The 22,598-nt window shown below is 62.0% G+C and carries 19 protein-coding genes and 1 tRNA gene; 13 read left to right on the forward strand and 7 right to left on the reverse strand.

All coding sequences use genetic code 11. From position 1 onward, the window contains the following. Window positions 1-455: 455 nt before the first annotated feature. On the forward strand, window positions 456-752 hold the full coding sequence (locus AC3CB8_RS11335) for a helix-turn-helix domain-containing protein (RefSeq protein ID WP_352576291.1): 297 nt from the start codon (window positions 456-458) through the stop codon (window positions 750-752). Window positions 753-764: 12 nt separating this feature from the next. After that, a complete protein-coding gene (locus AC3CB8_RS11340) occupies window positions 765-2,075 on the forward strand; it encodes a type II toxin-antitoxin system HipA family toxin (protein WP_488377308.1) in 1,311 nt (436 codons plus the stop codon). A gap of 263 nt (window positions 2,076-2,338) precedes the next feature. Here AC3CB8_RS11340 and AC3CB8_RS11345 read toward each other — a convergent pair whose 3' ends face one another. The 3 genes from AC3CB8_RS11345 to AC3CB8_RS11355 all read right to left on the reverse strand — a co-directional run bounded on the left by AC3CB8_RS11345 (window position 2,339) and on the right by AC3CB8_RS11355 (window position 4,983). Beyond that, entirely contained in the window at window positions 2,339-3,649 is a 1,311-nt protein-coding gene (locus AC3CB8_RS11345; RefSeq protein ID WP_352687942.1) for a tyrosine-type recombinase/integrase, read from the reverse strand. A 212-nt stretch (window positions 3,650-3,861) separates the two neighbouring features. Then, window positions 3,862-3,937, reverse strand: a tRNA-Phe gene (locus AC3CB8_RS11350). 173 nt (window positions 3,938-4,110) lie between these two features. Further along, window positions 4,111-4,983: a helix-turn-helix domain-containing protein gene (locus AC3CB8_RS11355; protein WP_031241158.1), complete on the reverse strand. Its 873-nt coding sequence runs from the start codon at window positions 4,981-4,983 to the stop codon at window positions 4,111-4,113. A gap of 104 nt (window positions 4,984-5,087) precedes the next feature. Between AC3CB8_RS11355 and AC3CB8_RS11360 the strand changes: the two genes are divergently transcribed. The 5 genes from AC3CB8_RS11360 (at window position 5,088) to AC3CB8_RS11380 (ending at window position 11,299) form a co-directional block, all read left to right on the forward strand. Then, on the forward strand, window positions 5,088-6,359 hold the full coding sequence (locus AC3CB8_RS11360) for an ABC transporter substrate-binding protein (RefSeq protein ID WP_023783730.1): 1,272 nt from the start codon (window positions 5,088-5,090) through the stop codon (window positions 6,357-6,359). Window positions 6,360-6,453: 94 nt separating this feature from the next. Continuing rightward, window positions 6,454-7,314: a carbohydrate ABC transporter permease gene (locus tag AC3CB8_RS11365; protein ID WP_023772766.1), complete on the forward strand. Its 861-nt coding sequence runs from the start codon at window positions 6,454-6,456 to the stop codon at window positions 7,312-7,314. Beyond that, entirely contained in the window at window positions 7,311-8,147 is an 837-nt protein-coding gene (locus tag AC3CB8_RS11370) for a carbohydrate ABC transporter permease (protein WP_023772767.1), read from the forward strand. The genes AC3CB8_RS11365 and AC3CB8_RS11370 overlap by 4 nt, the downstream gene beginning before the upstream one ends. Window positions 8,148-8,155: 8 nt before the next feature. Beyond that, on the forward strand, window positions 8,156-9,235 hold the full coding sequence (locus AC3CB8_RS11375; protein ID WP_352550353.1) for an ABC transporter ATP-binding protein: 1,080 nt from the start codon (window positions 8,156-8,158) through the stop codon (window positions 9,233-9,235). A 36-nt stretch (window positions 9,236-9,271) separates the two neighbouring features. Continuing rightward, the gene (locus AC3CB8_RS11380) at window positions 9,272-11,299 is read left to right on the forward strand and encodes an aldo/keto reductase (RefSeq protein WP_023772769.1); all 2,028 of its coding nucleotides are present in this window, start codon (window positions 9,272-9,274) and stop codon (window positions 11,297-11,299) included. Window positions 11,300-11,316: 17 nt separating this feature from the next. Here the strand turns inward: AC3CB8_RS11380 and AC3CB8_RS11385 are convergent, their stop codons facing one another. Continuing rightward, complete coding sequence (locus tag AC3CB8_RS11385) at window positions 11,317-12,192, reverse strand: AraC family transcriptional regulator (RefSeq protein ID WP_084056461.1); 876 nt, start codon at window positions 12,190-12,192, stop codon at window positions 11,317-11,319. A gap of 249 nt (window positions 12,193-12,441) precedes the next feature. Here AC3CB8_RS11385 and melA (AC3CB8_RS11390) point away from each other — a divergent pair, with 249 nt between their 5' ends. The 6 genes from melA (AC3CB8_RS11390) (at window position 12,442) to melA (AC3CB8_RS11415) (ending at window position 21,438) form a co-directional block, all read left to right on the forward strand. Then, entirely contained in the window at window positions 12,442-13,908 is a 1,467-nt protein-coding gene (gene melA / locus AC3CB8_RS11390) for an alpha-glucosidase/alpha-galactosidase (protein WP_023772771.1), read from the forward strand. A gap of 103 nt (window positions 13,909-14,011) precedes the next feature. Then, the gene (locus AC3CB8_RS11395) at window positions 14,012-16,093 is read left to right on the forward strand and encodes an ABC transporter substrate-binding protein (RefSeq protein ID WP_023795662.1); all 2,082 of its coding nucleotides are present in this window, start codon (window positions 14,012-14,014) and stop codon (window positions 16,091-16,093) included. Window positions 16,094-16,226: 133 nt separating this feature from the next. Beyond that, the gene (locus AC3CB8_RS11400) at window positions 16,227-17,234 is read left to right on the forward strand and encodes an ABC transporter permease (protein ID WP_023772773.1); all 1,008 of its coding nucleotides are present in this window, start codon (window positions 16,227-16,229) and stop codon (window positions 17,232-17,234) included. Then, on the forward strand, window positions 17,235-18,371 hold the full coding sequence (locus AC3CB8_RS11405; RefSeq protein ID WP_023783727.1) for an ABC transporter permease: 1,137 nt from the start codon (window positions 17,235-17,237) through the stop codon (window positions 18,369-18,371). A 9-nt stretch (window positions 18,372-18,380) separates the two neighbouring features. Then, the gene (locus AC3CB8_RS11410) at window positions 18,381-20,048 is read left to right on the forward strand and encodes an ABC transporter ATP-binding protein (protein ID WP_352565939.1); all 1,668 of its coding nucleotides are present in this window, start codon (window positions 18,381-18,383) and stop codon (window positions 20,046-20,048) included. A gap of 19 nt (window positions 20,049-20,067) precedes the next feature. Beyond that, on the forward strand, window positions 20,068-21,438 hold the full coding sequence (gene melA / locus AC3CB8_RS11415) for an alpha-glucosidase/alpha-galactosidase (protein ID WP_352565937.1): 1,371 nt from the start codon (window positions 20,068-20,070) through the stop codon (window positions 21,436-21,438). A gap of 11 nt (window positions 21,439-21,449) precedes the next feature. Here the strand turns inward: melA (AC3CB8_RS11415) and yacG are convergent, their stop codons facing one another. Genes yacG through infA form a run of 3 tightly spaced genes read right to left on the reverse strand, consistent with a single transcriptional unit; the run spans window position 21,450 to window position 22,513 of the window. Then, window positions 21,450-21,647, reverse strand: a complete 198-nt coding sequence (gene yacG, locus AC3CB8_RS11420) for a DNA gyrase inhibitor YacG (protein ID WP_023772777.1) — start codon at window positions 21,645-21,647, stop codon at window positions 21,450-21,452. Further along, complete coding sequence (locus AC3CB8_RS11425; protein ID WP_015316264.1) at window positions 21,644-22,270, reverse strand: Maf-like protein; 627 nt, start codon at window positions 22,268-22,270, stop codon at window positions 21,644-21,646. Before AC3CB8_RS11425 ends, yacG begins: the two co-directional genes overlap by 4 nt. Before the next feature lie 24 nt (window positions 22,271-22,294). Next, on the reverse strand, window positions 22,295-22,513 hold the full coding sequence (infA, locus tag AC3CB8_RS11430) for a translation initiation factor IF-1 (RefSeq protein ID WP_006329283.1): 219 nt from the start codon (window positions 22,511-22,513) through the stop codon (window positions 22,295-22,297). Window positions 22,514-22,598 lie beyond the last annotated feature (85 nt).

The raw sequence follows: 22,598 nt of genomic DNA on the forward strand, positions 1-22,598 counted from the left end.
GACGCTCAGCCCTGATTCTTCAAGTTTTCAAACGCGGGATGTCCTGCGAGAGCGATGTCGCAGGCCCCCGTTCCGACCGCACGAACCATCCGTAAAAATTCCTGCGAAGGATTTTCTCGACATTCGGCATCTTAGCCTTCAGATCCTGCAAACGCTGGAACTGCGTCGGCTGCCGAATGGCAGCTACCCGCTCAGTGCTGCCCAACAGCAGACAGTCCGGTCACGGCACCAACAACGTCGTTCCAGTTCTCGACGAGCGCGCGGTCTTGGTACCGTGTCGAAAGGTTTGATCGCACATGCCGAAAATGTTTGCATGGCGCAATAGGTTTATATCGGCTCGTATATGGGGACTGCCGATATGGCAGCCTATATAGCGGTAATTGATATACAAACGTATATTGACACCCGTCATATACGGTCCTATATCGGGCTAGCTCATGCAGAATCGTATAGCCATGAAGATCAGAACAGCTCGCGACATTGGTATCCTGATCAAGGAGGCCCGCACCCGGCGCGGCCTGTCCCAGGCTGCCTTGGCCAAGATGATCAACACCACGCAGACGTGGGTGTCGTGGATCGAGAACGGCAAGCCCAGCGCCGAGATCGGCAACGTGCTGCTGGCGCTGACCACGCTTGGTGTGGAGCTGGACTTTCAGATCCCGCCGGCGCCGACGTCGGCTGCTGATCATCATCATAATGCCGATGAACGGCATGTCGACGATGACGACGACGAGATTCCCTACAAGCTCTAGGTGACGATGATCATGGTGAACCCCATCGACACCCTCGACGTCTATATCGCTGGCAGACCGGTTGGGTGGCTCCACCACCTGCAGGGCGGCAAGCTTTCGTTCTCCTATCACGAGGCATGGATGGAGGGCCGGGTGGCGATCCCGCTCTCCCTGTCCATGCCGACGATCACCAGGACCTACGAGGGCAAGGTCGTCGAGGCATTCCTCTGGGGTCTGCTGCCGGATAATGAGCAGACCCTCGCCAGATGGGCGCAGAGGTTCCAGGTCTCCGCGCGAAACCCGTTTGCCCTGCTCAAGAATGTCGGCCGCGACTGCGCCGGCGCCGTCCAGTTCCTTCGTCGTGGCGACCAGGTTTCCCGCGGCGAGAACGTGGAGTTGCTCACCGAGGCGCAGATCGGCGACCGCCTGCGCGACCTGCGCAAGGATGGTGCAGCGACCCGGCAAATCGGCGATCCTGGTCAGTTCAGTCTCGCTGGTGCGCAGGCAAAGACGGCGTTCCATTTCGACAAGGGCAGCAATCGCTGGGGGATCCCTCTAGGCGACACGCCCACGACACACATCTTCAAGCCGCCTTTGCCGCACTTGCACGGGCATACCGAGAACGAGCATTTCTGCCTGCAGCTTGCATCCAAGCTCGGCATGGACGCTGCACATAGCCAGGTTCTCGACTTCGCAGGCGAAAAGGCGATCGTTATCGAGCGCTACGACCGCCGCAACATCGACGGCAAGACCATCCGCATCCATCAGGAGGACATGTGCCAGGCCCTGTCGGTGATGCCGACGCTCAAGTACGAGAACCAGGGTGGGCCAGGTATCACGACGATCTCCAGAAAGGTGCTGTCGGCCTCCCTCGACCCCGTCCAAGACCGTCAGATCTTCATGGCCGCGAACGTCTTCAACTGGATCATCGCCGGCACGGACGCGCACGCAAAGAACTACTCGATGCTGCTCGGTGCCCAGGGCGAGGCCCGCCTAGCTCCGCTCTACGACATCTCGTCCATTCTGCCGCACCTCGGGGGAGAGATCCAATCTGAGATGCGCGACCTTAAACTGGCGATGAAGATCGACAGAGTCTATCCCATCGAGGAGATCATGCCGCGCCACTGGGGGCGCTGTGCGTCCTCAGCAAAGGTTGGCAGCGAGTACACGGTGCGGACGATCCGCCATCAGCTCGCGGTGATGCCCGATATCGCATCGGAGTGCGCCCAAGAGCTTCGCCAGGAGGGGATCATCCATGAGATCGTTGGTCGTCTCATCGACGCGATCGCGACGCGCATCAAGGGCTTGTCCCGGATCTATGGAGAGGAAGGTTGTGGAGGTTAAAGTCGGGCGGGGATAGCGGATCCACGGACTAGCCGGCGAAATGGACGGACCGCACACTGCCCACGGGATTCTCGCTCTAATAGCGCCCCGGCTCCGGGCCGGGTAGATGGCCGGTTTCGGAACCGGCCATCGGCAGCTTGAATGACGGAAATGGGGTCGGCTGCAGAACGGCAGCTTCCCGCCGAACGCGGTCAACTTTCTCTCCAGGAAATCTGACAATGCGGGCCTACGATTTGGCGTCGAGTTGTGGCGTTTTTCGACGGTCAGTATGATTTCCGGCGGTTGGAGATTTGTATCGGCGTTTGATGAACGGCCGCTGTTGGGTTCAAAGTGGATGGTCGCGTTGGTGTGTGGACAGCAGGCTTGCGGCGTCCCTCGATTGAGATCACCCGCAGGTTTTTGCTCTTGAGTTCATCCAGATAATCGGCCCACCACTGCATCATCTTGACGCGCTCGTCCCAATGCTCTGCCCGGGCGTAGGCGCGCCGAACGTCGTTGTTCTCAATGTGGGCCAGCTGCCGCTCTATCGCGTCCGGATGCCACTTGCCGCATTCGTTCAGCAGAGTTGATGCCGTTGCTCGAAAACCATGCGCGGTAGCTTCTTCCTTGCTATAACCCATACGACGCAGTGCGGCGTTAAGCGTATTGTCGGAAATCGGACGCGAAGCCGATCGAACACTGGGAAACAGCAGCGATCCATCACCAGAGATTCCTCTCAGTGAAGTCAGGACGCTGATCGCTTGCTTTGATAGGGGTATGCGGTGCGGCCGTCGCATTTTCATGCGTGCTTCAGGGATCGTCCACACCGAGCTTTCAAAATCGAACTCTTCCCATTCAGCGGCGCGAAGCTCGCCGGGGCGGGGAAACAGCAGCGCTATCAGCTTCAGACCGGCTCGGGTTGTAGGCTGTCCGTCAAATGCATGGATCGCCCTCAGCAAACCGCCCAAGGCCTTCGGATCGGTAATCGCGGCGCGAGACGTTACCTTCGGACTGATGAGTGCGCCTCTGAGGGCGAAGGTCGGATCTGTCTCGGCGCGTGCGGTCGCGATCGCGTATCGAAACACGCTGCCGATGGTGGAGCGCAGTCGCCTGGCCGACTCATATCGGCCGCGAACCTCGACGCGACGGAGGGCGGTAAGGATGCTGGCCGTATCGATCTCCCGAATGCACTTGTCGCCGATTATCGGGTAGGCAAAATCGAGCAGCCATTTGACCTTGCTGATCGTCCGGTCGGCACGTCCCTCCTTCTTTAGCTTGTCGACATATTCCTCCGCGATTGAGCGAAAGGAGTCCTTTGCCGAATCGGCCTTCCGCAAGCTGCGTTCCTTTCCAGGGTCGACGCCAGCTAGCAGGAGCCTTTTAGCATCATCGCGCGCCTCCCGTGCCTCGGCGAGAGAGATAAGGGGATAGCTGCCCAGCGCGAGCAGTTTCTGCTTGCCGTCAAAGCGGTAGGCGAGCCGCCAGAGGCGAGAGCCCGTGGGCTGTACCCATAGCTGCAGCCCGCCCCCGTCAGACAATTTCACGAGTTTGGAAGCAGGGCGGGCGTTTCGACATTTCACGTCGGAGAGGGGCATTCGTCAGGTCTCCCTTGGCTGTTTGGATACCATCAGGATGTCCAATACCAACGGAAATACCATCCCCCCGCCCCGTTGGACCAAATGCGCCCTAAGCGCTCCCTGTCCCGCTTAATTGCGCAATGCGACTGCAAAAGATCAACAATTCCAGGGGCTTGCAGAAACTGCAGCGTAGAAGGTTCGGCGAAAAGGAATGTCGGGAGAAGGGGGAATGGTGCCCAGAGGCGGATTCGAACCACCGACACGCGGATTTTCAGTCCGCTGCTCTACCAACTGAGCTATCTGGGCCTGTTCCGGCTAACGAACACTCGCGCTCCGGATTTCAATGAAAGCACCGTGGGCGCCCCTTGAAAGCGCGTGGGTTATAGCATGGGAATTCGGCCTGTCCAGCGCCCAGATGAGGATTTCCCGCAGGAAAAGAAGTGTCGCCCGATGGGCTGGTTTCCATGCCATGCGCCCTCCTATCTGGCGCTTGGCAGCCCCTTGCGGAAGTCGGATGGGGTCATGCCGGCCAGCTTGCGGAAGGATTTGTTGAAGGCGCTGAGCGAGCCGAAGCCTGAGTCCATCGCGACCCGCAGCACATTGGCGTCCTGATGCATCAGAAGCGCCTGCGCATAGCTCAGCCGCAACAGGTTGACATATTCGTTGAGCGTCATGCCGGTTGATTTCTTGAACAGGTTCATGGCGTATTTGGGGTGGATATCGGCGGCGGCCGCTATGTTCATGCAATCGATGTCGTAGAGGAAATTTTCGGCGATGAAATCGCACATGCGCCCGACATTGCGTGAGGACTGCTGGTCGAAGGTGCTCCCCGCCTCCTGCCCGGCGGCGTTTTCCGGCACCAGCCGATAGGGCTCGAACCGCACCCGCTCCAGCCGCAGCAGGAGTTCGTTGACGGCATGCTCGGTCTTGGCCGGATCGCCCGAACGGGCGTAGCGGTTCCAGCGGGCGAAATTGTCGTTGTCGGATTGATCGGTGGCGCTAGTCACCAGCGTCGCGCCCGTCATCAGCCGGTGGCGTATATCCGCCGGCAGGTGAAGCCGGAAGAAATGCACCAGCGGCAGGTGCGCGCCGGCATAGACGGCGTCGTCGCTCAAATCGTCCATTTGGTGCGGCAAGCCGCCCCAGAACAGGCACATCTCGCCGGCCGAGAGCGAGATTTCGTGCTCGTCCATGCGGTAGTGGACGGAGCCGCGGACGATGAAATTCACCTCGACCTGGGCATGCCAATGCGGCTTCAGCATCACCAGCGGATTGGTGTGGAACATCTGCAACAACAGCGGCAGGCCTTCCACGCTGCTGGCACCAGGCTGGTAAAACGGCCGTTCGGGCATCTTACTTTCCGCCAATTTCGTATTCCCTTTGTCGGGGACAGGCCTTTGCCGGTGCCTAGTCTAGCCAGGCTCGCAGAGAGAGCAAATGAAATGGGAGGATTTCAATGCGCATCACACTGTCCTGCGCCGCGCTCGCGCTTGTCTTGGGCTCAGCCCCGGCCCTCGCGCAATCCGGCGAAATCACCATCTGGAGCTGGAACATCGCCGCCTCGTCGCTGAAGGCAACGGTTGCCGGTTTCAACAAGGTCCATCCCGACATCAAGGTAACGGTCCAGGATCTCGGCAACCAGCCGACCTATGACAAGTCGATCGCCGGATGCGCGGCCGGCGGCGTCGGCCTGCCCGATATCGTGACCATCGAGAACGGCGAGGCCGAGAATTACTGGAGCCAGTTCCCCGACTGTTTCGTCGACCTGCACACGTTGGGCTACACGGCGGAAGACCAGAAGAAATTCCCCGATTTCAAGCGTACCGAACTCGAAGTCGGCGACAAGGCCTATGCCATGCCGTGGGATTCCGGCCCGGTCGCCGCCTTCTATCGCCGCGATTTCTATGAAAAGGCGGGCGTCGACCCGGCATCGATCAAGACCTGGGACGATTTCATCGCCGCCGGCAAGAAGATCCAGGCCGCCAATCCAGGGGTCTCGATGACCAATGCCGATTTCAACGGCGATAGTGAATTCTTCCGCATGATCTCCAACGAACAGGGCTGCGCCTATTTCGCCGAGGACGGCCAGTCGATCACGGTCAACCAGCCCAAATGCGTCGACGCCATGACCAAGGTCAAGGAGATGAAGGACGCGGGCATCGTCTCGTCGGCCGACTGGGGCACCAAGATCACCAACAACACCGCCGGCACCGTCGCCACCCAGGTCTATGGCGGCTGGTACGAAGGCACCATCCGCACCGAATCGGCCGGCGAAAACGGCAAATGGGGCGTCTACCTGATGCCGAGCCTGACAGCGGACGGGCCGCACGCCGCCAATCTCGGCGGCTCGTCGCTCGCCATCACTTCGGCATCGAAGAACAAGGAAGCGGCCTACGAGTATTTGAAATACACCCTCGGCACCAATGAAGGCCAGATCACCATGCTGAAGGAGTTCGGCCTCGTCCCATCGCTGGTCTCGGCCCTGAACGACCCTTACGTCAGCCAGGGCCAGCCCTACTGGGGCGGCCAGGCGGTGTGGAAGGATATTCTGGGCACCTTGCCCAAGGTCGTTCCGAGCCGCGGCACGCAGTTCCAGAGCGATGCCGAGATCATCGTGCGCGCCGTGCAGACCAAATACCTCGCCGGCGGATATCCCGACGCCAAGGCGGCACTCGACGATGCCGCCAGCCAGATCGCCTCGGCGACTGGGCTGCCTGTCAAGTCCTGACCTCCCAGGAAGGGGTCCGGGATGGCAGCTATGCCGTCCTGGACCCGCCGCTTGCACGCTTGCTTTCGACACCAGGGATGAAGGAGGACAAAAGATGCGCGACCGCAATGCCACGGCCTATCGCTTCCTTACGCCCTATCTCCTGATCTTCGCCATCTTCTGGGTGTGGCCGATCATCTCCTCGTTCCTGATCTCGTTCCAGGCGACACGCACCGTGCCGTGGCGCTTCGCGCCCGGTTTCAACTGGGGCCGGCTGATCGGCGACCCCGCCTTCTTTAACGCGCTGAAGAACACGCTGCTCATCCTCGTCATCCAGGTCCCGGTGATGATCGCGCTGGCCATGGTGATGGCGGTGCTTCTGAATTCGCCGCTGCTCAAGGCGCGCGGCCTCTACCGCTTCGCCTTCTTCGCCCCGGTGGTGGTCGGCGAGGTCGCTTATTCTGCGGTGTTCCGGCTGATGTTCAGCCTCGATTTCGGGATCGTCAACAAGCTCCTGAACGGCATCGGCCTGCCCAAGGTCGACTGGTTTTCCAATGTCACGCCGGCCATGGCGCTGATCATGATCGCGGTCACCTGGCGCTGGGCCGGCTACAACGCCATCATCCTGCTGGCCGGCATGCAGTCCATTCCCGAGGATGTCTACGAGGCAGCGACGCTCGACCGGGTAAGCAAGCTCAAGCAATTCTTCTACATCACCCTGCCGCTGTTGAAGCCGGTCATCGTCTTCTGCGCCGTGCTGTCGATCATCGGCACCATGCAATTGTTCACCGAGCCGTTCTTGATCACGGAGCGCGGCGGGCCGGGCGGCGGCACCGAGACGCTCGGTCTGCTGCTTTACCGCCAGGGCTTCCGCTCGCTTAATTTCGGCTATGCCTCGGCCGTCGCCTACACCATGGCCGGGCTGGCGATCGCCATCACGCTGGTGCAGCTATGGCTGACGAGGGAACCGAAATGAGTTCGCTCTCGTCGGCAAGACTGAAACGAAGCATCGCACTGCACCTGTTCCTGACCCCGCTGGCGCTGATCTGGTTGTTTCCGCTGTGGATGATGGTGGTGTTCTCGACCATGCCCGACAACGGCATATTCAGTCCGGGCATCGAACTGTTGCCGCGCGGCAATTTCGTCGACAATTTCAACAATCTGCAGCGCGACACAGACTTCGTCGGCGCCATCGTCATTTCCATTTGCGTGGCGGTGACCTACACCGTCTTGTCGGTGCTTTTGACCTCGATGGCCGGCTGGGCGCTGGCCCGCTACCAATTCTTCGGCAAAAGCGTGGTCGTGGCCATCATCCTGGGCACCATCACGCTGCCCTATGCGGTGGTGCTGATCCCGCAATTCATCATGGTGGCGCGCGACTTCAAGCTTGCCAACACCTGGGTGGCGCTGATCGTGCCGCCGCTGTTCAATTCGCTGGGCGTGCTGTTCATGCGCCAGAGTTTTTCGATGATGCCGGACGATCTGTTCGATGCCGCCCGCGTCGAGGGCGTCAAGGAGTGGCGGATCTTCGTCTTCATCGCCTTGCCGCTGGCGCGGCCGATGCTGGCGGCGCTCTGCATCATCCTGTTCCTCGCCTCCTGGAACAACTATCTATGGCCACTTCTGATCAACAGCCAGCCGGGTTCGATGACAGCACCCGTGGCGCTTGGCACGCTGATCGGCCTGACCAAGGTGTCGTGGGGCGGCATCATGGCGGGCGCGGTCATGCTGACCGTGCCGATGCTCATCGTCTTCGTGCTCCTGCAGCGTCATTTCATCGCCGGCATCGCCGCCGGCGCGGTCAAGTAAGGGGCAGAATGGCAACCGTCACACTCACCAATGTCGCCAAGCGCTTCGGTGCCTTCGAGGTCGTCCACGGCGCCGACATCGACATCGCCGATGGCGAGTTCGTCGTCTTCGTCGGCCCGTCGGGCTGCGGCAAGTCCACGCTGCTCAGGATGATCGCCGGGCTGGAGGACATCAGCGGCGGCGAGATCGCCATCGGCGGTAAGGTGGTCAACGATGTCGAGCCGGCCGACCGCGGCATCGCCATGGTGTTCCAGTCCTACGCGCTCTATCCGCATATGAGCGTCGAGCAGAACCTCTCATTCGGGCTGCGCATGACCGGCAACCCCAAGGCCGATACCGAGCGGCGGGTGAAGCGCGCGGCCGAGATCCTGCGCATCAGCGAATTGATGGATCGTCGTCCGAAGAAACTTTCCGGTGGCCAGCGCCAGCGTGTCGCCATCGGCCGCGCCATCGTGCGCGAGCCGCAAGTGTTCCTGTTCGACGAGCCGCTCTCCAATCTCGATGCCGAACTGCGTGTCCAGATGCGGGTCGAGATTTCAAGGCTGCACAAGGAACTCGGCGCCACCATGGTCTATGTCACCCACGACCAGACCGAGGCGATGACGCTGGCCGACCGGATCGTCGTGCTGCGCGCCGGCCATATCGAGCAGATTGGCAGGCCGCTGGAACTCTATGACAATCCCGACAATATGTTCGTGGCCGGCTTTGTCGGTTCGCCTAAGATGAATTTCATCAAGGCCCATATTGTCGGGCGTGATGAAAAAGGGGTCGTGGTCGAGCTGGCGGGCGAGGAGAAGACCCGTATCACGCAACCGTTGAAATGCGCAGGGCCTGAACTGGGTAGCAAAGTCATCGTCGGCGTGCGGCCGGAACATTTTGGCAGCGCCGGTGAAGGCGACGCCGACCTGACCGCCGCCATCGACGTGGTCGAGCATTTGGGCGGCACGAGCTTCCTCTATGCCCGAACGACCCATGGCGAGGATGTGGTGATCCAGCGCGAAGCGGCAAAGGTTCCCGACACCTCGGAGGTCACCGTTTCGATCCGCAAATCATACCTGTTCGACGAAAAGGGGCTGCGGCTGCGCTGACCGGCCGCCCCTTTCCAAGCCCGCAAGGAGAATGACATGACTGTATCAACGCCCATTCGCTGGGGGATTCTTGGGCCGGGCGGCATTGCCAAGGCCTTTGCCGATGGCGTCGCCGGTTCGCGCACCGGGAAAGTGGTTGCCATCGGCGCGCGCAACCCCGGCAAACCGGGTCTGGCCGAGAGCTTTCCCGGCGCCCGCATCCTCGACGGTTATGACGCTCTTCTCGCCGATCCGGAAATCGACGCGATCTATATCGCGGTTCCGCATCCCGGCCACGCGCAATGGGCGATCAGGGCGGCGGAAGCCGGAAAACACGTGCTTTGCGAAAAGCCGCTCGGGCTGACCGCGTTCGAGGCCGACGCCATGATGCATGCGGCGCGCAAGGCCGGCACCTTTCTCGGCGAAGCCTTCATGTACCGGCTGCATCCGCAGACGCTGCAACTGGTGGATCTGATCAAGTCTGGCGTCATCGGCGAGATCAGGATGATCAAGTCGAGCTTCGGCTTCGCCATGCCTGATTTCATGCCGGAGCACCGGCTCTACGCCAACGACCTCGCCGGCGGCGGCATCCTCGACGTCGGCGGCTATCCCGTGTCGATGGTGCGCCTCATTGCCGGCGCTGCCGCGGGAGAGCCATTCGCCGAACCCGACAAGGTGGTGGGCGCCGCCCACCTTGGCCAGTCCGGCGTCGACGAATGGGCCTCCGCTGTCCTGCATTTCCCCGGTGGCATCGTCGCCGAGGTTTCCTGCAGTATCTCGCTAAACCAGGACAACGTCCTGCGCATCTTCGGCACCAGGGGCCGCATCGAGGTGCCGGACTTCTGGTTCGCCGGCGGCGACCGCGATGTCGGCCTCGGCCGGATCAACGTGATCGGCGCCGACGACGCCGAAGAGACCATCAGCGTCAACGAGCAGCGCCATGTCTATTCCTTCGAGGTCGATGCCGCCGGTGAGGCGATCCGCGCCGGGCGGCAGGAATTCGCCTGGCCGGGCATGGGCTGGGCCGACAGCCTCGGCACCTTGCGCGTGCTCGACAGATGGCGCGCGGCGGTGGGGCTGGAGTACGAGATCGAGAAGGCCTCGCTGCGCACCGACACCATCTCCGGCCGACCTCTGCGGCACGGCGGCACCGCGATCGGCAAGCGCACCATTCCGGGCCTGCCGAAACCGACCTCCGTGGTGGCGCTCGGCTTCGAGGATTTCCGCACCTTCTCTTCTGGGTCTATCCTGCTCGATGCCTTTTTCGAGGCTGGCGGCAATCTGTTCGACACCGGCTACGTCTATGGCGGAGGCTACACCGAGACGTTGCTCGGCCAATGGCTGGGGAACCGTGGCGTGCGCGAGCAGTCGGTGATCATCGCCAAAGGCGCGCACTCGCCGCTCTGCTATCCCGACGTAATCGCAAAGCAGCTTGCTCAGTCGCTCGACCGCCTGCAGACCGACCATGTCGACATCTATTTCATGCATCGCGACAATCCGGACGTGCCGGTCGGCGAGTTCGTCGACGCCATGGACCGCGAGGTGAAGGCCGGGCGCATTCGCGGTCCCTTCGGCGGCTCCAACTGGACGATGCAGCGCATGGACGAGGCCATCGCCTATGCCGAGCGAACCGGCAAGCAGAAGCCCGGCGCGCTCTCCAACAATTTTTCGCTGGCCGAAATGCTGGAGCCGATCTGGGCCGGCTGCATCACCTCCTCCACCGACGACTGGAAAGCCTGGCTGACATCCAGGCAGATGCCGAACTTCGCCTGGTCGAGCCAGGGGCGCGGCTTCTTCACCGACCGCGCCGGGCGCGACAGGCTGGACAGCGAGGAACTGGTGCGGGTCTGGTACTCCGAGCGCAATTTCGGCCGCCGCGACCGGGCGATCGAACTCGCCGCCAGGCTGCGCAAGAGCCCGATCCATATTGCGCTGGCCTATGTCCTCAACCAGCCTTTCCCATCGGTCCCGTTGATCGGGCCGCGCACGCTGGGCGAACTGGACGACAGCCTGCGGGCGCTGGACATTGCGCTTTCGCCGGCCGAACTCGAGTGGCTGGACGGCGGCAGCCTGCACGCGGCCTGATTAGGTCTCAAGCGGCGTCAGGTCTCGTCGTCCGACACCCTGGCGCCGCGCCTGGCTGGCGTTCGCAAGCTGGCATACATGCCGGTGGTGCGGAACTGGCTGGGCGTCGTGCCATAGAGGCGGCGAAAGACCTTGGAAAAATAATTCGCGTCCTCGAAACCGCACAGGATGGCCACTTCCTTCACCGGCAGGAAGTCCGCCTTGGTCAGCAGTTTCGCCGCCCGCTGCAGCCGCTGCTGCAGAACGAACTCGGCGGGCGGCAAGCCTTCGCTTTCGGCGAAGCAGCGCGAAAAATGAGCCCGGCTCAGCCCGCTGATCTGGACCAGGTCCGCCACCGGCAGGGCTTTGTCGAGATTAGCGTTGATATGATTGATGACCGGCTGCATGGCGCTCTGTTTTTCGGCAAAGGCGTGCGAGCCGAACACATCGTCGTAGAGCGCCATCGCCGCCTCGTAGGCGATGGCCGAAGCAGCGCCTGGGGAAGCGGCCCCTTTGATAAGACGCAGACTGCAATCGGCGAGATGATCGATCGTCGCCGGCTGCAGCCGAAAGACCGGTCCGGACACGTCGAGGATCGACTTGTGGACGCGCAACGCCTCCTCGCCGTTCATCGAGATCCAGAAATATTCCCAGCGCTCGCCCCTGGCCAGCCAGTAGCGGTGGTTGTGCGGCACCAGCACCAGCAGCGTGTCGTTCGTCTGCAGGCGGTAATCGCGGTTTTCGTAGCGCAACCGGCCGGTACCGCCGATCGTATGCTGCAGGACGGTGAACGGTGTCTGACCGCGCTTTCGGCCGTCCCAATCATAGGTCACGTCCTCGCGCACCTCATAGCCCGTGCTCGTCGGCATGGCATGCAGGCGCTGGCGGCCGCGCGGCAGCGACACCGTCCGCATCGACTCTCCGTTGGCGATCAAATCCCGCAGCACAAAATTACCCCTGAAAGCATAATCCTTCTCTGGTCGCGCCCGCGAATAAGCGCATAATCGCGCCTGGAAGAACGCGAATAACCCGCGAACGAGGAGCGGGCGGGAGGAGAGAAAAGCCGGATTCCGGCTTGAACGGCATGCGCCCAAAAGGCGTGTGGCCAATTTTCTTCCCTTGCTGCTCCCTGCCTAGCATTCGATTGGACCGAGGTGAAGGTGATGAGTTTCAAAATCGCTATTATCGGCGCCGGCAGCGTCGGTTTCACCAAGAAGCTGTTCACTGACATTCTGTGCGTGCCGGAATTCAAGGGCATTGAATTCGCGCTGACCGATGTCAGCGAGCACAATCTTGCGATGATCAAGGCGATCCTCGACAGGATCGTCAAGGCGAACAAACTGCCAACGCGGGTGACCGCGACGACCGACCGCCGCGAGGCACTCGAGGGCGCGCGCTACATCATCAGCTGCGTGCGGGTCGGCGGCCTCGAAGCCTATGCCGATGATATCCGCATTCCCTTGAAATACGGCATCGACCAATGCGTCGGCGACACGATCTGCGCCGGCGGTATTCTTTATGGTCAGCGCAACATTCCGGTGATCCTGGATTTCTGCAAGGATATCCGCGAAGTCGCCGACACCAACGCCAAATTCCTCAACTATGCCAACCCGATGGCGATGAACACCTGGGCGGCGATCGAATACGGTAAGGTCGACACGGTCGGTCTCTGCCATGGCGTCCAGCACGGCGCCGAACAGATCGCCGAGGTGCTGGGCGCGAAATCGCCGCGGGAACTCGACTATGTCTGTTCCGGCATCAACCACCAGACCTGGTTTATCGATTTGCGGCTGAACGGCCGCAAGATCGATAGGGATGAGCTGATTGCCGCCTTCGAGGCACATCCGGTCTATTCCCAGCAGGAAAAGCTGCGCATCGATGTGCTGAAGCGCTTCGGCGTCTATTCGACCGAAAGCAACGGCCATCTCTCCGAATATCTGCCTTGGTACCGCAAGCGCCCCGACGAGATCACGCGCTGGATCGACATGTCCGACTGGATCCATGGCGAGACGGGCGGCTACCTCCGCTATTCCACGGAAACCCGCAACTGGTTCGAGACCGAGTATCCGCAATTCCTCGAAGCGGCGTCGAAACCGATCGACGCGTCAAAGCGCTCCAACGAGCATGCCAGCCACATATTGGAGGCGCTGGAAACCAACCGCGTCTATCGTGGCCACTTCAACGTCAGGAATGAGGGCGTGATCACCAATCTGCCACGGGACGCCATCATCGAGTCACCCGGTTTCGTCGACCGTTTCGGCATCAACATGGCCGCCGGCATCACCTTGCCGGAAGCCTGTGCCGCTACTTGCATGGCCTCGATCAACGTCCAGCGCATGTCGGTCCACGCCGCTATATCTGGCGACATCGATCTTCTGAAGCTTGCCGTGCTGCATGACCCGCTGGTCGGCGCGGTGTCGACGCCGGAGGAGGTCTGGCAGATGGTCGACGAAATGGTCGTCGCCCAGGCGCAATGGCTGCCGCAATATGCCCACGCGGTTCCGGCAGCCAAGGAGAGGCTGTCGAAATCCACCGTCAAGACGCGGGAATGGGCCGGTGCCGCTCGGCGAAGCGTGCGCTCGATCGAGGAACTGCGCGCCGAAAAAGCCGCGCTGAAACAGGCCGTCTGAGAACCGGGTGCGGCGGCGGATCCACGGGAGGCAGATCCACCGCAGTCTGCCGTCCAGGCAAGATACGAGCAGCAGCAAACGTCTGAACACGAGGGAGGAGATAATGAGGTACCTACGCAGCATTGGCATCGCCGCCGGACTGGCGCTGAGCGTGTCCGTTCCGGCGCTCAACGCTTTCGCTTCCGAGCCGACAGTCCCACCGGTTCCGGCGACGTTTCCGGCCGAGGGCAAGATCAAGTACGTGCCGCGCGACTCCATCCTGGAGTTCAAGGCGCTTCCCGACTATCACGAGCCCGATTGGGTCACGGAAAAATACGTCAAGGTCGGCAAGCTGCCGCCGGTGAAAGATCGGCTGCCGAAAGAGCCGCTTGTCTTCAAGACCGCCAACATGCCGGACGGCGTCGGCGTCTATGGCGATACGATGCGCCATGTCATCGGCGGAAGGCCCGAAGGCTGGAACTACGGCGCCGGCCAGACCCAGGGGTGGGGCGGCATCGACATCGGCCTTTCCGAGTGCCTGACGCGCACCGCGCCGCTGTTCCAGGTCGAGGCGAAGGACACCGAGCCGCTGCCCAATCTCGCCAAAAGCTGGGATTGGTCGGCCGATGGCCACAAGCTGACCATGCACCTCGTCGAAGGCGCCAAATGGTCCGACGGCGTGCCATTCAACGCCGACGACGTCATGTTCTACTGGGACGACGAGGTCATGGATCCCAACGTCTCGCCGCTCAATGGCGCCACTCAGGAAACCTTCGGCGTCGGCACGACGCTGAAGAAGATAGACGACTACACCGTCGAGTGGACCTTCAAGGACGCCTTCCCGAAGCAGCACCTCTACGCAATGGCCTATGGCACCTTCTGCCCCGGCCCCGCGCATATCTTGAAGCCGCGGCACCCGAAATATTCGAAGAACACCTACGACCAGTTCAAGAACGCCTTCCCGCCGGAATATATGAACATGCCTGTCATGGGCGCCTGGGTGCCGGTCGAATATCGGGCGGACGACATCATCGTCATGCGCCGCAATCCCTATTATTGGAAGGTGGACGAGAAGGGCAACCAACTGCCCTATCTCAACGAGCTGCATTACAAACTGTCGACCTGGGCCGACCGCGACGTTCAGGCGGTCGCAGGCGCGGGCGACTTCTCCAACCTCGAGCAGCCGGAAAACTTCGTCGCCTCGCTGAAGCGCGCGGCGGAGGCGAACGCGCCGGCGCGCCTGGCCTTCGGCCCGCGGCTGATAGGCTACAATCTGCGCCTGAACTTTTCCGCCAACGGCTGGGGCAACCCGGACGAGCGCGGCCAAGCGATCCGCGAACTGAACCGCAACGAGGATTTCCGCAAGGCCGTCACCATGGCGCTTGACCGCAAGGCGCTGGGCGATTCCCTCGTCAAGGGGCCGTTCACCGCGATCTATCCAGGCGGCCTCTCCTCGGGCACCAGCTTCTACGACCGTAAATCCACCGTCTACTATCCTTTCGACCTCGAGGGTGCCAAGGCCGAACTCGCCAAGGCCGGTTTGAAGGACACAGACGGTGACGGCATCGTCAACTTTCCTGCCGGTACCGCCGGTGGCAAGAACGTCGAAATCGTGATGCTGGTCAACAACGACTACACGACCGACAAGAGCCTTGCCGAAGGCGTGGTCGCGCAGATGGAAAAGCTTGGCCTCCGGATCGTGCTCAACGGGCTTAACGGCACCCAGCGCGATGCCACGCAATATTCAGGCCGCTTCGACTGGCTGATCCGGCGCAATGAGCAGGAGCTGACCTCCGTGGTGCAGAACACCGTGCAGCTCGCTCCGGTCGGCCCCAAGACCAGCTGGGATCACCGCGCGCCGGAAAGCGGCGAGGTCGATCTGATGCCTTTCGAGAAGGACCTCGTCGACATCGTCAACAAGTTCGTCTCGTCGGCGGATAACAACCAGCGCGCCAGTCTGATGCGGGACTTCCAGAAGATCTCGACCGAGCACGTCTACAATGTCGGCCTGACGGAATATCCCGGCGCCCTGATCGTCAACAAACGCTTCTCCAACATCCCGCAAGGCACGCCGATCTTCATGTTCAACTGGGCGGAGGATTCGATTATCCGCGAACGGGTCTTCGTCGCGGCCGACAAACAGGCGAAATACGAATTGTTCCCCGAAGAGCTTCCCGGCAAGCCTGGAGACAAGGGTCCGATGTAAGTCTAAGGGCCGATGCAAGTTTACCTCCCCTGACTGAGAGAGACCCGGCCGCGTCGATGGCGCGGCCGGGACAAACCAACCCTCCGGGCGCCTTTAAAGCGAGCGTCCGGCGAGATGAGGAAGCGGACCGTCCATGCTGCGATTCCTGCTCATGCGCATAGCGTCGGCAATCCCGGTTCTCGCTATTTTGAGCCTCGTCACCTTTGCCATTATCCAGGCGCCGCCTGGCGATTATGCCGACTACATCCGCTCGCAGCTGATCAACCAGGGCGGAGCCTCCTTCGCGGAGGCCGACGCGCAGGCCCAGGCCTATCGCGTCGAACACGGCCTCGATAAGCCGCTGCCCGTCCAGTACCTCAACTGGATCGGCGGCATCGTCACCCGTGGCGATTTCGGCTACAGCCTCTATTACAACAAGCCAGTGGCCGAGGTCGTCGGCGAGCGGCTGCCGCGCACGCTGCTGCTCGCGCTGGTCTGCCATCTGCTCGCCTCGGTGCTCGGCATCACCTTCGGCATCTGGGCCGCGACCCGGCAATACACCTGGATCGATTCCACGCTGTCGGCCATCGCCTTCCTCGGCATGACGGTGCCGCGCTTCCTGATGGCGCTGATCATCGTCTATCTCCTGGTCTTCCAGTTCAACGTATCGGAGATCGGCTCGTTCTTCTCGCCGCAATATGGCGGCGCGCCATGGTCGTGGGCCAAATTCGTCGACCTGGTCAAGCATGTCTGGCCGGTGGTGGCGATCGCCACCTTCGGCGGTCTCGCCTACAATATGCGTGTCATGCGCGGCAATCTGCTCGACACGCTCAACGCGCAATATGTCGAGACAGCCAAGGCCAAGGGCCTGACGGGCAGCGCCGTCGTCATGCGCCACGCCGTGCCCAATGCCTTGCATCCGCTCGTCATGTATCAGGGCGTGGTGCTGCCCTACATGCTGACCGGCGAGATCGAGACGGCGATCATCTTCGCGCTGCCGACCGTCGGTCCGGCGATCGTCGGTTCGATGGCGGTCGGCGATGTCTATGTCACCGCCACCTTCATGATGGTGCTGTCGGCGACGCTGATCGTCGGCAACATCATTGCCGACATGCTGCTCGTCCTGCTCGATCCGCGCGTGCGTCAGTTCGGGGAGGGCTAGATGCTGGCTCGAGAGCCTTCACCACCGCCACTGCCGGCCGAGCGATCCACAGTGGCGCCCGCACGCGGCAATGAGAGCTACATGGCGCTGGTCTGGCGCCGGCTGAAGCGCTCCTGGACCGGAATGGCCGGGCTTTGGCTGGTCGTGCTGCTGCTGGTGATGGCCGTGTTCGCCGAATTCCTGGCGCCGATGGACCCGAAGGCGACCGATGTCGGCTTCGCCCCCCCGCAACTGCCGTCCTTCCACGACAAGGACGGCAATTTCGTCGCGCGGCCGAGGGTCTATGCACTGTCGGATTCGGCCGATCTCGATCCGGTCACCTTCCAGCCCATCGTCGGCCCCGACTACGAGCACCCGAGGCTGCTTGGTTTTTTCGTCGAGGGCGCGCCCTACAAGCTCTTCGGGCTGATCCCGGCGAACCGGCACTTATTCGCCTCGACGGACGGCCAGCCCGTGCATTTCCTCGGCACCGACAAATTCGGCCGTGATGTGCTGTCGCGCGCTATACATGGCTCGCGCGTCTCGCTGATGATCGCGCTGACGGTGGTCTTCATCATCACGGTCATCGGTACCACGGTGGGCATGGTATCGGGCTATTTCGGCGGCCGGTTCGACGTCTGGATGCAGCGCTTCGTCGAACTGGTGCTCGCCTTCCCGCAACTGCCGCTCTATCTGGCGTTGACGACGCTGATCCCTGTCACCGCGCCGACCAATGTGTTCCTCGGCTTTGTCATCATCGTCATGTCGGCGTTGGGCTGGGCGCAGATGTCGCGCGAAGTGCGCGGCAAGACACTGGCGCTTGCGCGCATCGAATATGTGCGCGCCGCCATGGCGGTCGGCGCCACCGACCGGCGCATCATCCTGCAGCACATCTTCCCCAATGTGATGAGCCACGTGATCGTCGCCGTGACGCTGGCGATCCCGACGGTGGTGCTGCTCGAATCCTTCCTCGGTTTCCTGGGTTTTGCCGTCAAGCCGCCGCTGATCTCCTGGGGGCTGATGCTTCAGGACACCGCGACCTATTCCGTCATCGGTACCTATCCCTGGATCCTGACGCCGGTCGGTTTCGTGCTGGTCACCGTCTTTGCCTTCAACGCGCTCGGCGACGGCCTGCGCGATGCCGTCGATCCATATTGAGGGACAGGGATGACCATCGTACTCGCCGAGCCCTTCGCACCAGCATTCCGCCTCGATCATGATGGGCGCCAGGGAGAGCCCGTCATCGACGCCCGCAACATCGAGGTCGCCTTCAAGGTCGAGCACGGTGTCGTCAAGGCGGTCAAGGACATCTCATTCCAGCTCTATCGCGGCGAGACGATCGCGATCGTCGGCGAATCCGGTTCCGGCAAGTCGGTGACGGCGCGCACCGTCATGGGCCTGCTGTCGCGCCGCGCAACGGTCTCACCGAAATCGAGCGTCTGTTATGACGGACAGGACATTCTGAAATTCCCCGAGAGCGCCCGGCGCAAGCTGCGCGGCAACCGCATCTCGATGATCTTCCAGGAGCCGATGAGCTCACTCAACCCGATTTACACGGTCGGTAGCCAGATCGTCGAAGCAATCCGGGTGCATCGCAAGGTGAGCCGCAAGCAAGCCTGGGCGCGCGCTCTCGAGCTGCTGCGGCATGTCCAGATACCCGAGCCCGAGGCGCGGCTCAAACAATATCCGCACCAGCTGTCGGGTGGGCAACGGCAGCGCGTGATGATCGCCATGGCGCTCGCCAACGATCCGGACGTGCTGATCGCCGATGAGCCGACGACCGCGCTCGACGTCACGGTGCAGGCGCAGATCCTCAACCTGATCCGCAATCTGCAGAAAGAGCTGCGGATGGCGGTGATCCTGATCACCCACGACCTCACCGTGGTGCGCAAGTTTTCCGACTACGTATATGTGATGCAGCATGGCGAAATGTGCGAGCACAACGTCACCGAACGGTTGTTCGCCGATCCGCGGCATCCCTATACGCAGCGATTGCTTGCCTCCGAACCAAGAGGACGGCCGCAACCGTTGCCCGAGGGCTCTGGCACCATCCTCGAAGCGAATGGCGTTCGCGTTTGCTTCATGCTGCGCCACGGCACGTTCCTGAAGCCGGACTGGCGTGAACTGGTCGCCGTCGACGACCTCGACCTCAAGCTTTGCCGCCATGAGACGCTTGGGCTGGTCGGCGAATCCGGCTCCGGCAAGACCACGTTCGGCCAGGCGCTGCTCCGGCTGACCGACGCGAAACGCGGTGAGATCCGCTTCGATGGCCAGCCGATCCATGGCCTGTCGCGAGCGCAGATGCGGCCGCTGCGCTCGCGCATGCAGATCGTCTTCCAGGACCCGTTCTCCTCGCTCAACCCACGCATGACGATCGGCCAGATCATCGAGGAAGGGCTGGTCGTCAACAGCATTGGCGCGACACGGCGCGAGCGGGTCGAGCGGGTGCGCGAGGCGCTGGTCAGCGCGGGCATGCCGGGCGATATCCTGTCGCGGTTTCCGCATGAATTCTCCGGCGGCCAGCGGCAGCGCATCGCCATCGCCCGGGCCATCGCTCTGGAGCCCGAATTCATCCTGCTCGACGAGCCGACATCGGCGCTGGATCTCTCCGTCCAGGCGCAGATCATAGATCTGTTGCGCAAGCTGCAGGACGAGCGTGGTCTGAGCTATCTCTTCATCTCGCACGACCTCAAGGTGGTGCGGGCGCTGTGCCACCGCGTCATCGTCATGCAGCACGGCAAGATCGTCGAGCAAGGACCCGTCGACCAGGTCCTCACCAATCCCAAGACCGCCTACACCGAACGGCTCGTCAGGGCCGCTTTCGAGGTGGCCTGAACATATGCCGGAGGTTAACGTGGCAAGACATCCCAGGATCACTTTCATCGGCGCCGGCTCGACGGTGTTCATGAAGAACATCGTCGGCGACGTGCTGCAGCGCCCTGCGCTTTCGGGCGCAACGATCGCGCTGATGGACATCAATCCGCAGCGGCTGGAAGAAAGCGCCGTCGTCGTCAACAAACTGATCGCCACGCTCGGCGTCAAGGCGAGGGCCGAGACCTACACGGACCAGCGCAAGGCGCTGGCGGACGCCGATTTCGTCGTCGTCGCCTTCCAGATCGGCGGCTATGAGCCCTGCACCGTCACGGATTTCGAGGTGCCGAAGACATATGGCCTGCGCCAGACCATCGCCGATACGCTCGGCGTCGGCGGCATCATGCGCGGCCTCAGGACCGTGCCGCATCTGTGGAAGATTTGCGAGGACATGCTTGCCGTCTGCCCGCGGGCCATCATGCTGCAATATGTCAACCCGATGGCGATCAACACCTGGGCGATCTCGGAGAAATATCCCGAGATCAGGCAGGTCGGGCTGTGCCACTCGGTGCAAGGCACGGCGATGGAGCTGGCACACGATCTCGACCTTCCCTATGACGAGATCCGCTATCGCTCGGCTGGCATTAACCACATGGCCTTCTACCTGCAGTTCGAGCATCGCCAGCCGGATGGATCCTATCGCGACCTCTATCCCGATCTCGTGCGTGCCTATCGCGAAGGCCGCGCGCCGAAACCCGGCTGGAATCCGCGCTGCCCGAACAAGGTGCGCTATGAGATGCTGACGCGGCTGGGCTATTTCGTCACCGAGAGCTCGGAACATTTCGCGGAATACACGCCCTATTTCATCAAGGACGGCCGCCCCGATTTGATCGAGAAATACGGCATTCCTCTCGACGAATACCCCAAGCGTTGCGTCGAGCAGATCGAGCGTTGGAAGGACCAGGCGCAGGCCTACCGCTCGGCCCAGCGCATCGAGGTCGAAGAGTCCAAGGAATATGCCTCCTCGATCATGAATTCGGTCTGGACCGGCGAACCGTCGGTCATCTACGGCAATGTGCGCAACAATGGCTGCATCACCTCGCTGCCGCGTGATTGCGCCGCCGAAGTGCCGTGCCTGGTCGATGCATCCGGCATCCAGCCAACCTATATAGGCGACCTGCCGCCGCAATTGACGGCGCTGATCCGCACCAACATCAACGTGCAGGAACTGACGGTGCGGGCGCTGATGAGCGAAAACCGCGAACACATCTATCACGCGGCGATGTTGGATCCGCACACCGCGGCCGAACTCGATCTCGACCAGATCTGGTCACTGGTCGACGATCTCCTGGCCGCACATGGCGACTGGCTGCCGGCTTGGGCGCGCGTCAAACGCAAGAACGAAGCCGCCTGACCGGCGCTCGTCTACTTCGGCTCGTCGGCGTCCGGTTCTTCCTCGTCGTCGCGGGCCGAGATGACATACGCACCCTTCAGCCAGCGGTTGAGGTCGATGTCCTTGCAGCGCGTCGAGCAGAATGGATAGGTTTCGCGCGCCGATGGCTTGCCGCATTCCGGGCACGGGCGCTTGGGCCGCAGGGGCGTGACCTTGTCGTCGAGGCTCATGGTCGCGCGGACAACCAGTTTTGATGCGTCTTGAAACCTTCGCCCGACAGCAGCGCCACCGTCTCGTAGAGCGGCAGGCCGACAATGTTGGTATAGGAGCCGACGAGCTTGACGACGAAAGCGCCGGCCAGCCCTTGCACGGCATAGCCGCCGGCCTTTCCGCGCCATTCGCCGGACGCGACATAGGCGTCGATCTCCTCGCGCGGCAGCCGCTTGAAACGCACCCGCGTCTCGACCAGCCGCTGGCGCAGTTTGCCGCCCGGCGTGATCAGGCAGATGCCGGAATAGACCCGGTGCGAACGTCCGGACAACAGCCCGAGGCAGTTGGCGGCGTCGTCTAGCGTCTCGGCCTTGGGCAGGATGCGCCGCCCGACGGCGACCACCGTGTCGGCCGCCAGCACGAAGCTCGGTGCATGGTCCGTCTCGGACTTCAGCGACGCGAACGCCTTCTCGGCCTTTTCCTTCGACAGTCGTTTGGCCAGCGAGCGCGGATGCTCCGCACGCAGCGGCGTTTCGTCGATATCGGCTGGCAGGATGCGGTCCGGCTCGATGCCGGCCTGCTGCAAAAGTTCGATGCGGCGCGGCGAACCCGAGGCAAGCACCAGCTTTTGCAAAATGCTCATCGCTTTACCGGCCGGGCCTTGATCTTACTTGAAGCGGTAGGTGATGCGGCCCTTGGTCAGGTCGTATGGTGTCATCTCGACCAGAACCTTGTCGCCGGTCAGCACGCGGATGCGGTTCTTGCGCATGCGGCCGGCAGTATGGGCGATGATCTCGTGTTCGTTTTCGAGCTTCACCCTGAACATCGCGTTGGGCAACAATTCCGTGACGATACCCGGAAACTCGAGGACTTCTTCCTTCGGCATTCGATACCTTTGCTTGGATGGCGGTTCCAGCGCCCCGGCTGGAATTTCGGCGGAACCTATATGATAATCTGTCGCTTGTGAACAC

It is taken from the genome of Mesorhizobium sp. P160927, assembly GCF_057766385.1.

Excerpts from the sequence above, each read along its gene's own strand:
- AC3CB8_RS11335 (WP_352576291.1), top strand. The coding sequence starts at position 456 with ATGAAGATCAGAACAGCTCGCGACATTGGTATCCTGATCAAGGAGGCC.
- AC3CB8_RS11410 (WP_352565939.1), top strand. The coding sequence starts at position 18,381 with ATGACCATCGTACTCGCCGAGCCCTTCGCACCAGCATTCCGCCTCGAT.
- AC3CB8_RS11380 (WP_023772769.1), top strand. The coding sequence starts at position 9,272 with ATGACTGTATCAACGCCCATTCGCTGGGGGATTCTTGGGCCGGGCGGC.
- AC3CB8_RS11405 (WP_023783727.1), top strand. The coding sequence starts at position 17,235 with ATGCTGGCTCGAGAGCCTTCACCACCGCCACTGCCGGCCGAGCGATCC.
- AC3CB8_RS11395 (WP_023795662.1), top strand. The coding sequence starts at position 14,012 with ATGAGGTACCTACGCAGCATTGGCATCGCCGCCGGACTGGCGCTGAGC.
- AC3CB8_RS11360 (WP_023783730.1), top strand. The coding sequence starts at position 5,088 with ATGCGCATCACACTGTCCTGCGCCGCGCTCGCGCTTGTCTTGGGCTCA.
- AC3CB8_RS11375 (WP_352550353.1), top strand. The coding sequence starts at position 8,156 with ATGGCAACCGTCACACTCACCAATGTCGCCAAGCGCTTCGGTGCCTTC.
- AC3CB8_RS11370 (WP_023772767.1), top strand. The coding sequence starts at position 7,311 with ATGAGTTCGCTCTCGTCGGCAAGACTGAAACGAAGCATCGCACTGCAC.
- infA (WP_006329283.1), bottom strand. The coding sequence starts at position 22,513 with ATGCCGAAGGAAGAAGTCCTCGAGTTTCCGGGTATCGTCACGGAATTG.
- AC3CB8_RS11365 (WP_023772766.1), top strand. The coding sequence starts at position 6,454 with ATGCGCGACCGCAATGCCACGGCCTATCGCTTCCTTACGCCCTATCTC.
- melA (WP_023772771.1), top strand. The coding sequence starts at position 12,442 with ATGAGTTTCAAAATCGCTATTATCGGCGCCGGCAGCGTCGGTTTCACC.
- AC3CB8_RS11425 (WP_015316264.1), bottom strand. The coding sequence starts at position 22,270 with ATGAGCATTTTGCAAAAGCTGGTGCTTGCCTCGGGTTCGCCGCGCCGC.
- AC3CB8_RS11355 (WP_031241158.1), bottom strand. The coding sequence starts at position 4,983 with ATGCCCGAACGGCCGTTTTACCAGCCTGGTGCCAGCAGCGTGGAAGGC.
- AC3CB8_RS11345 (WP_352687942.1), bottom strand. The coding sequence starts at position 3,649 with ATGCCCCTCTCCGACGTGAAATGTCGAAACGCCCGCCCTGCTTCCAAA.
- AC3CB8_RS11400 (WP_023772773.1), top strand. The coding sequence starts at position 16,227 with ATGCTGCGATTCCTGCTCATGCGCATAGCGTCGGCAATCCCGGTTCTC.
- yacG (WP_023772777.1), bottom strand. The coding sequence starts at position 21,647 with ATGAGCCTCGACGACAAGGTCACGCCCCTGCGGCCCAAGCGCCCGTGC.
- AC3CB8_RS11385 (WP_084056461.1), bottom strand. The coding sequence starts at position 12,192 with ATGCGGACGGTGTCGCTGCCGCGCGGCCGCCAGCGCCTGCATGCCATG.
- AC3CB8_RS11340 (WP_488377308.1), top strand. The coding sequence starts at position 765 with ATGGTGAACCCCATCGACACCCTCGACGTCTATATCGCTGGCAGACCG.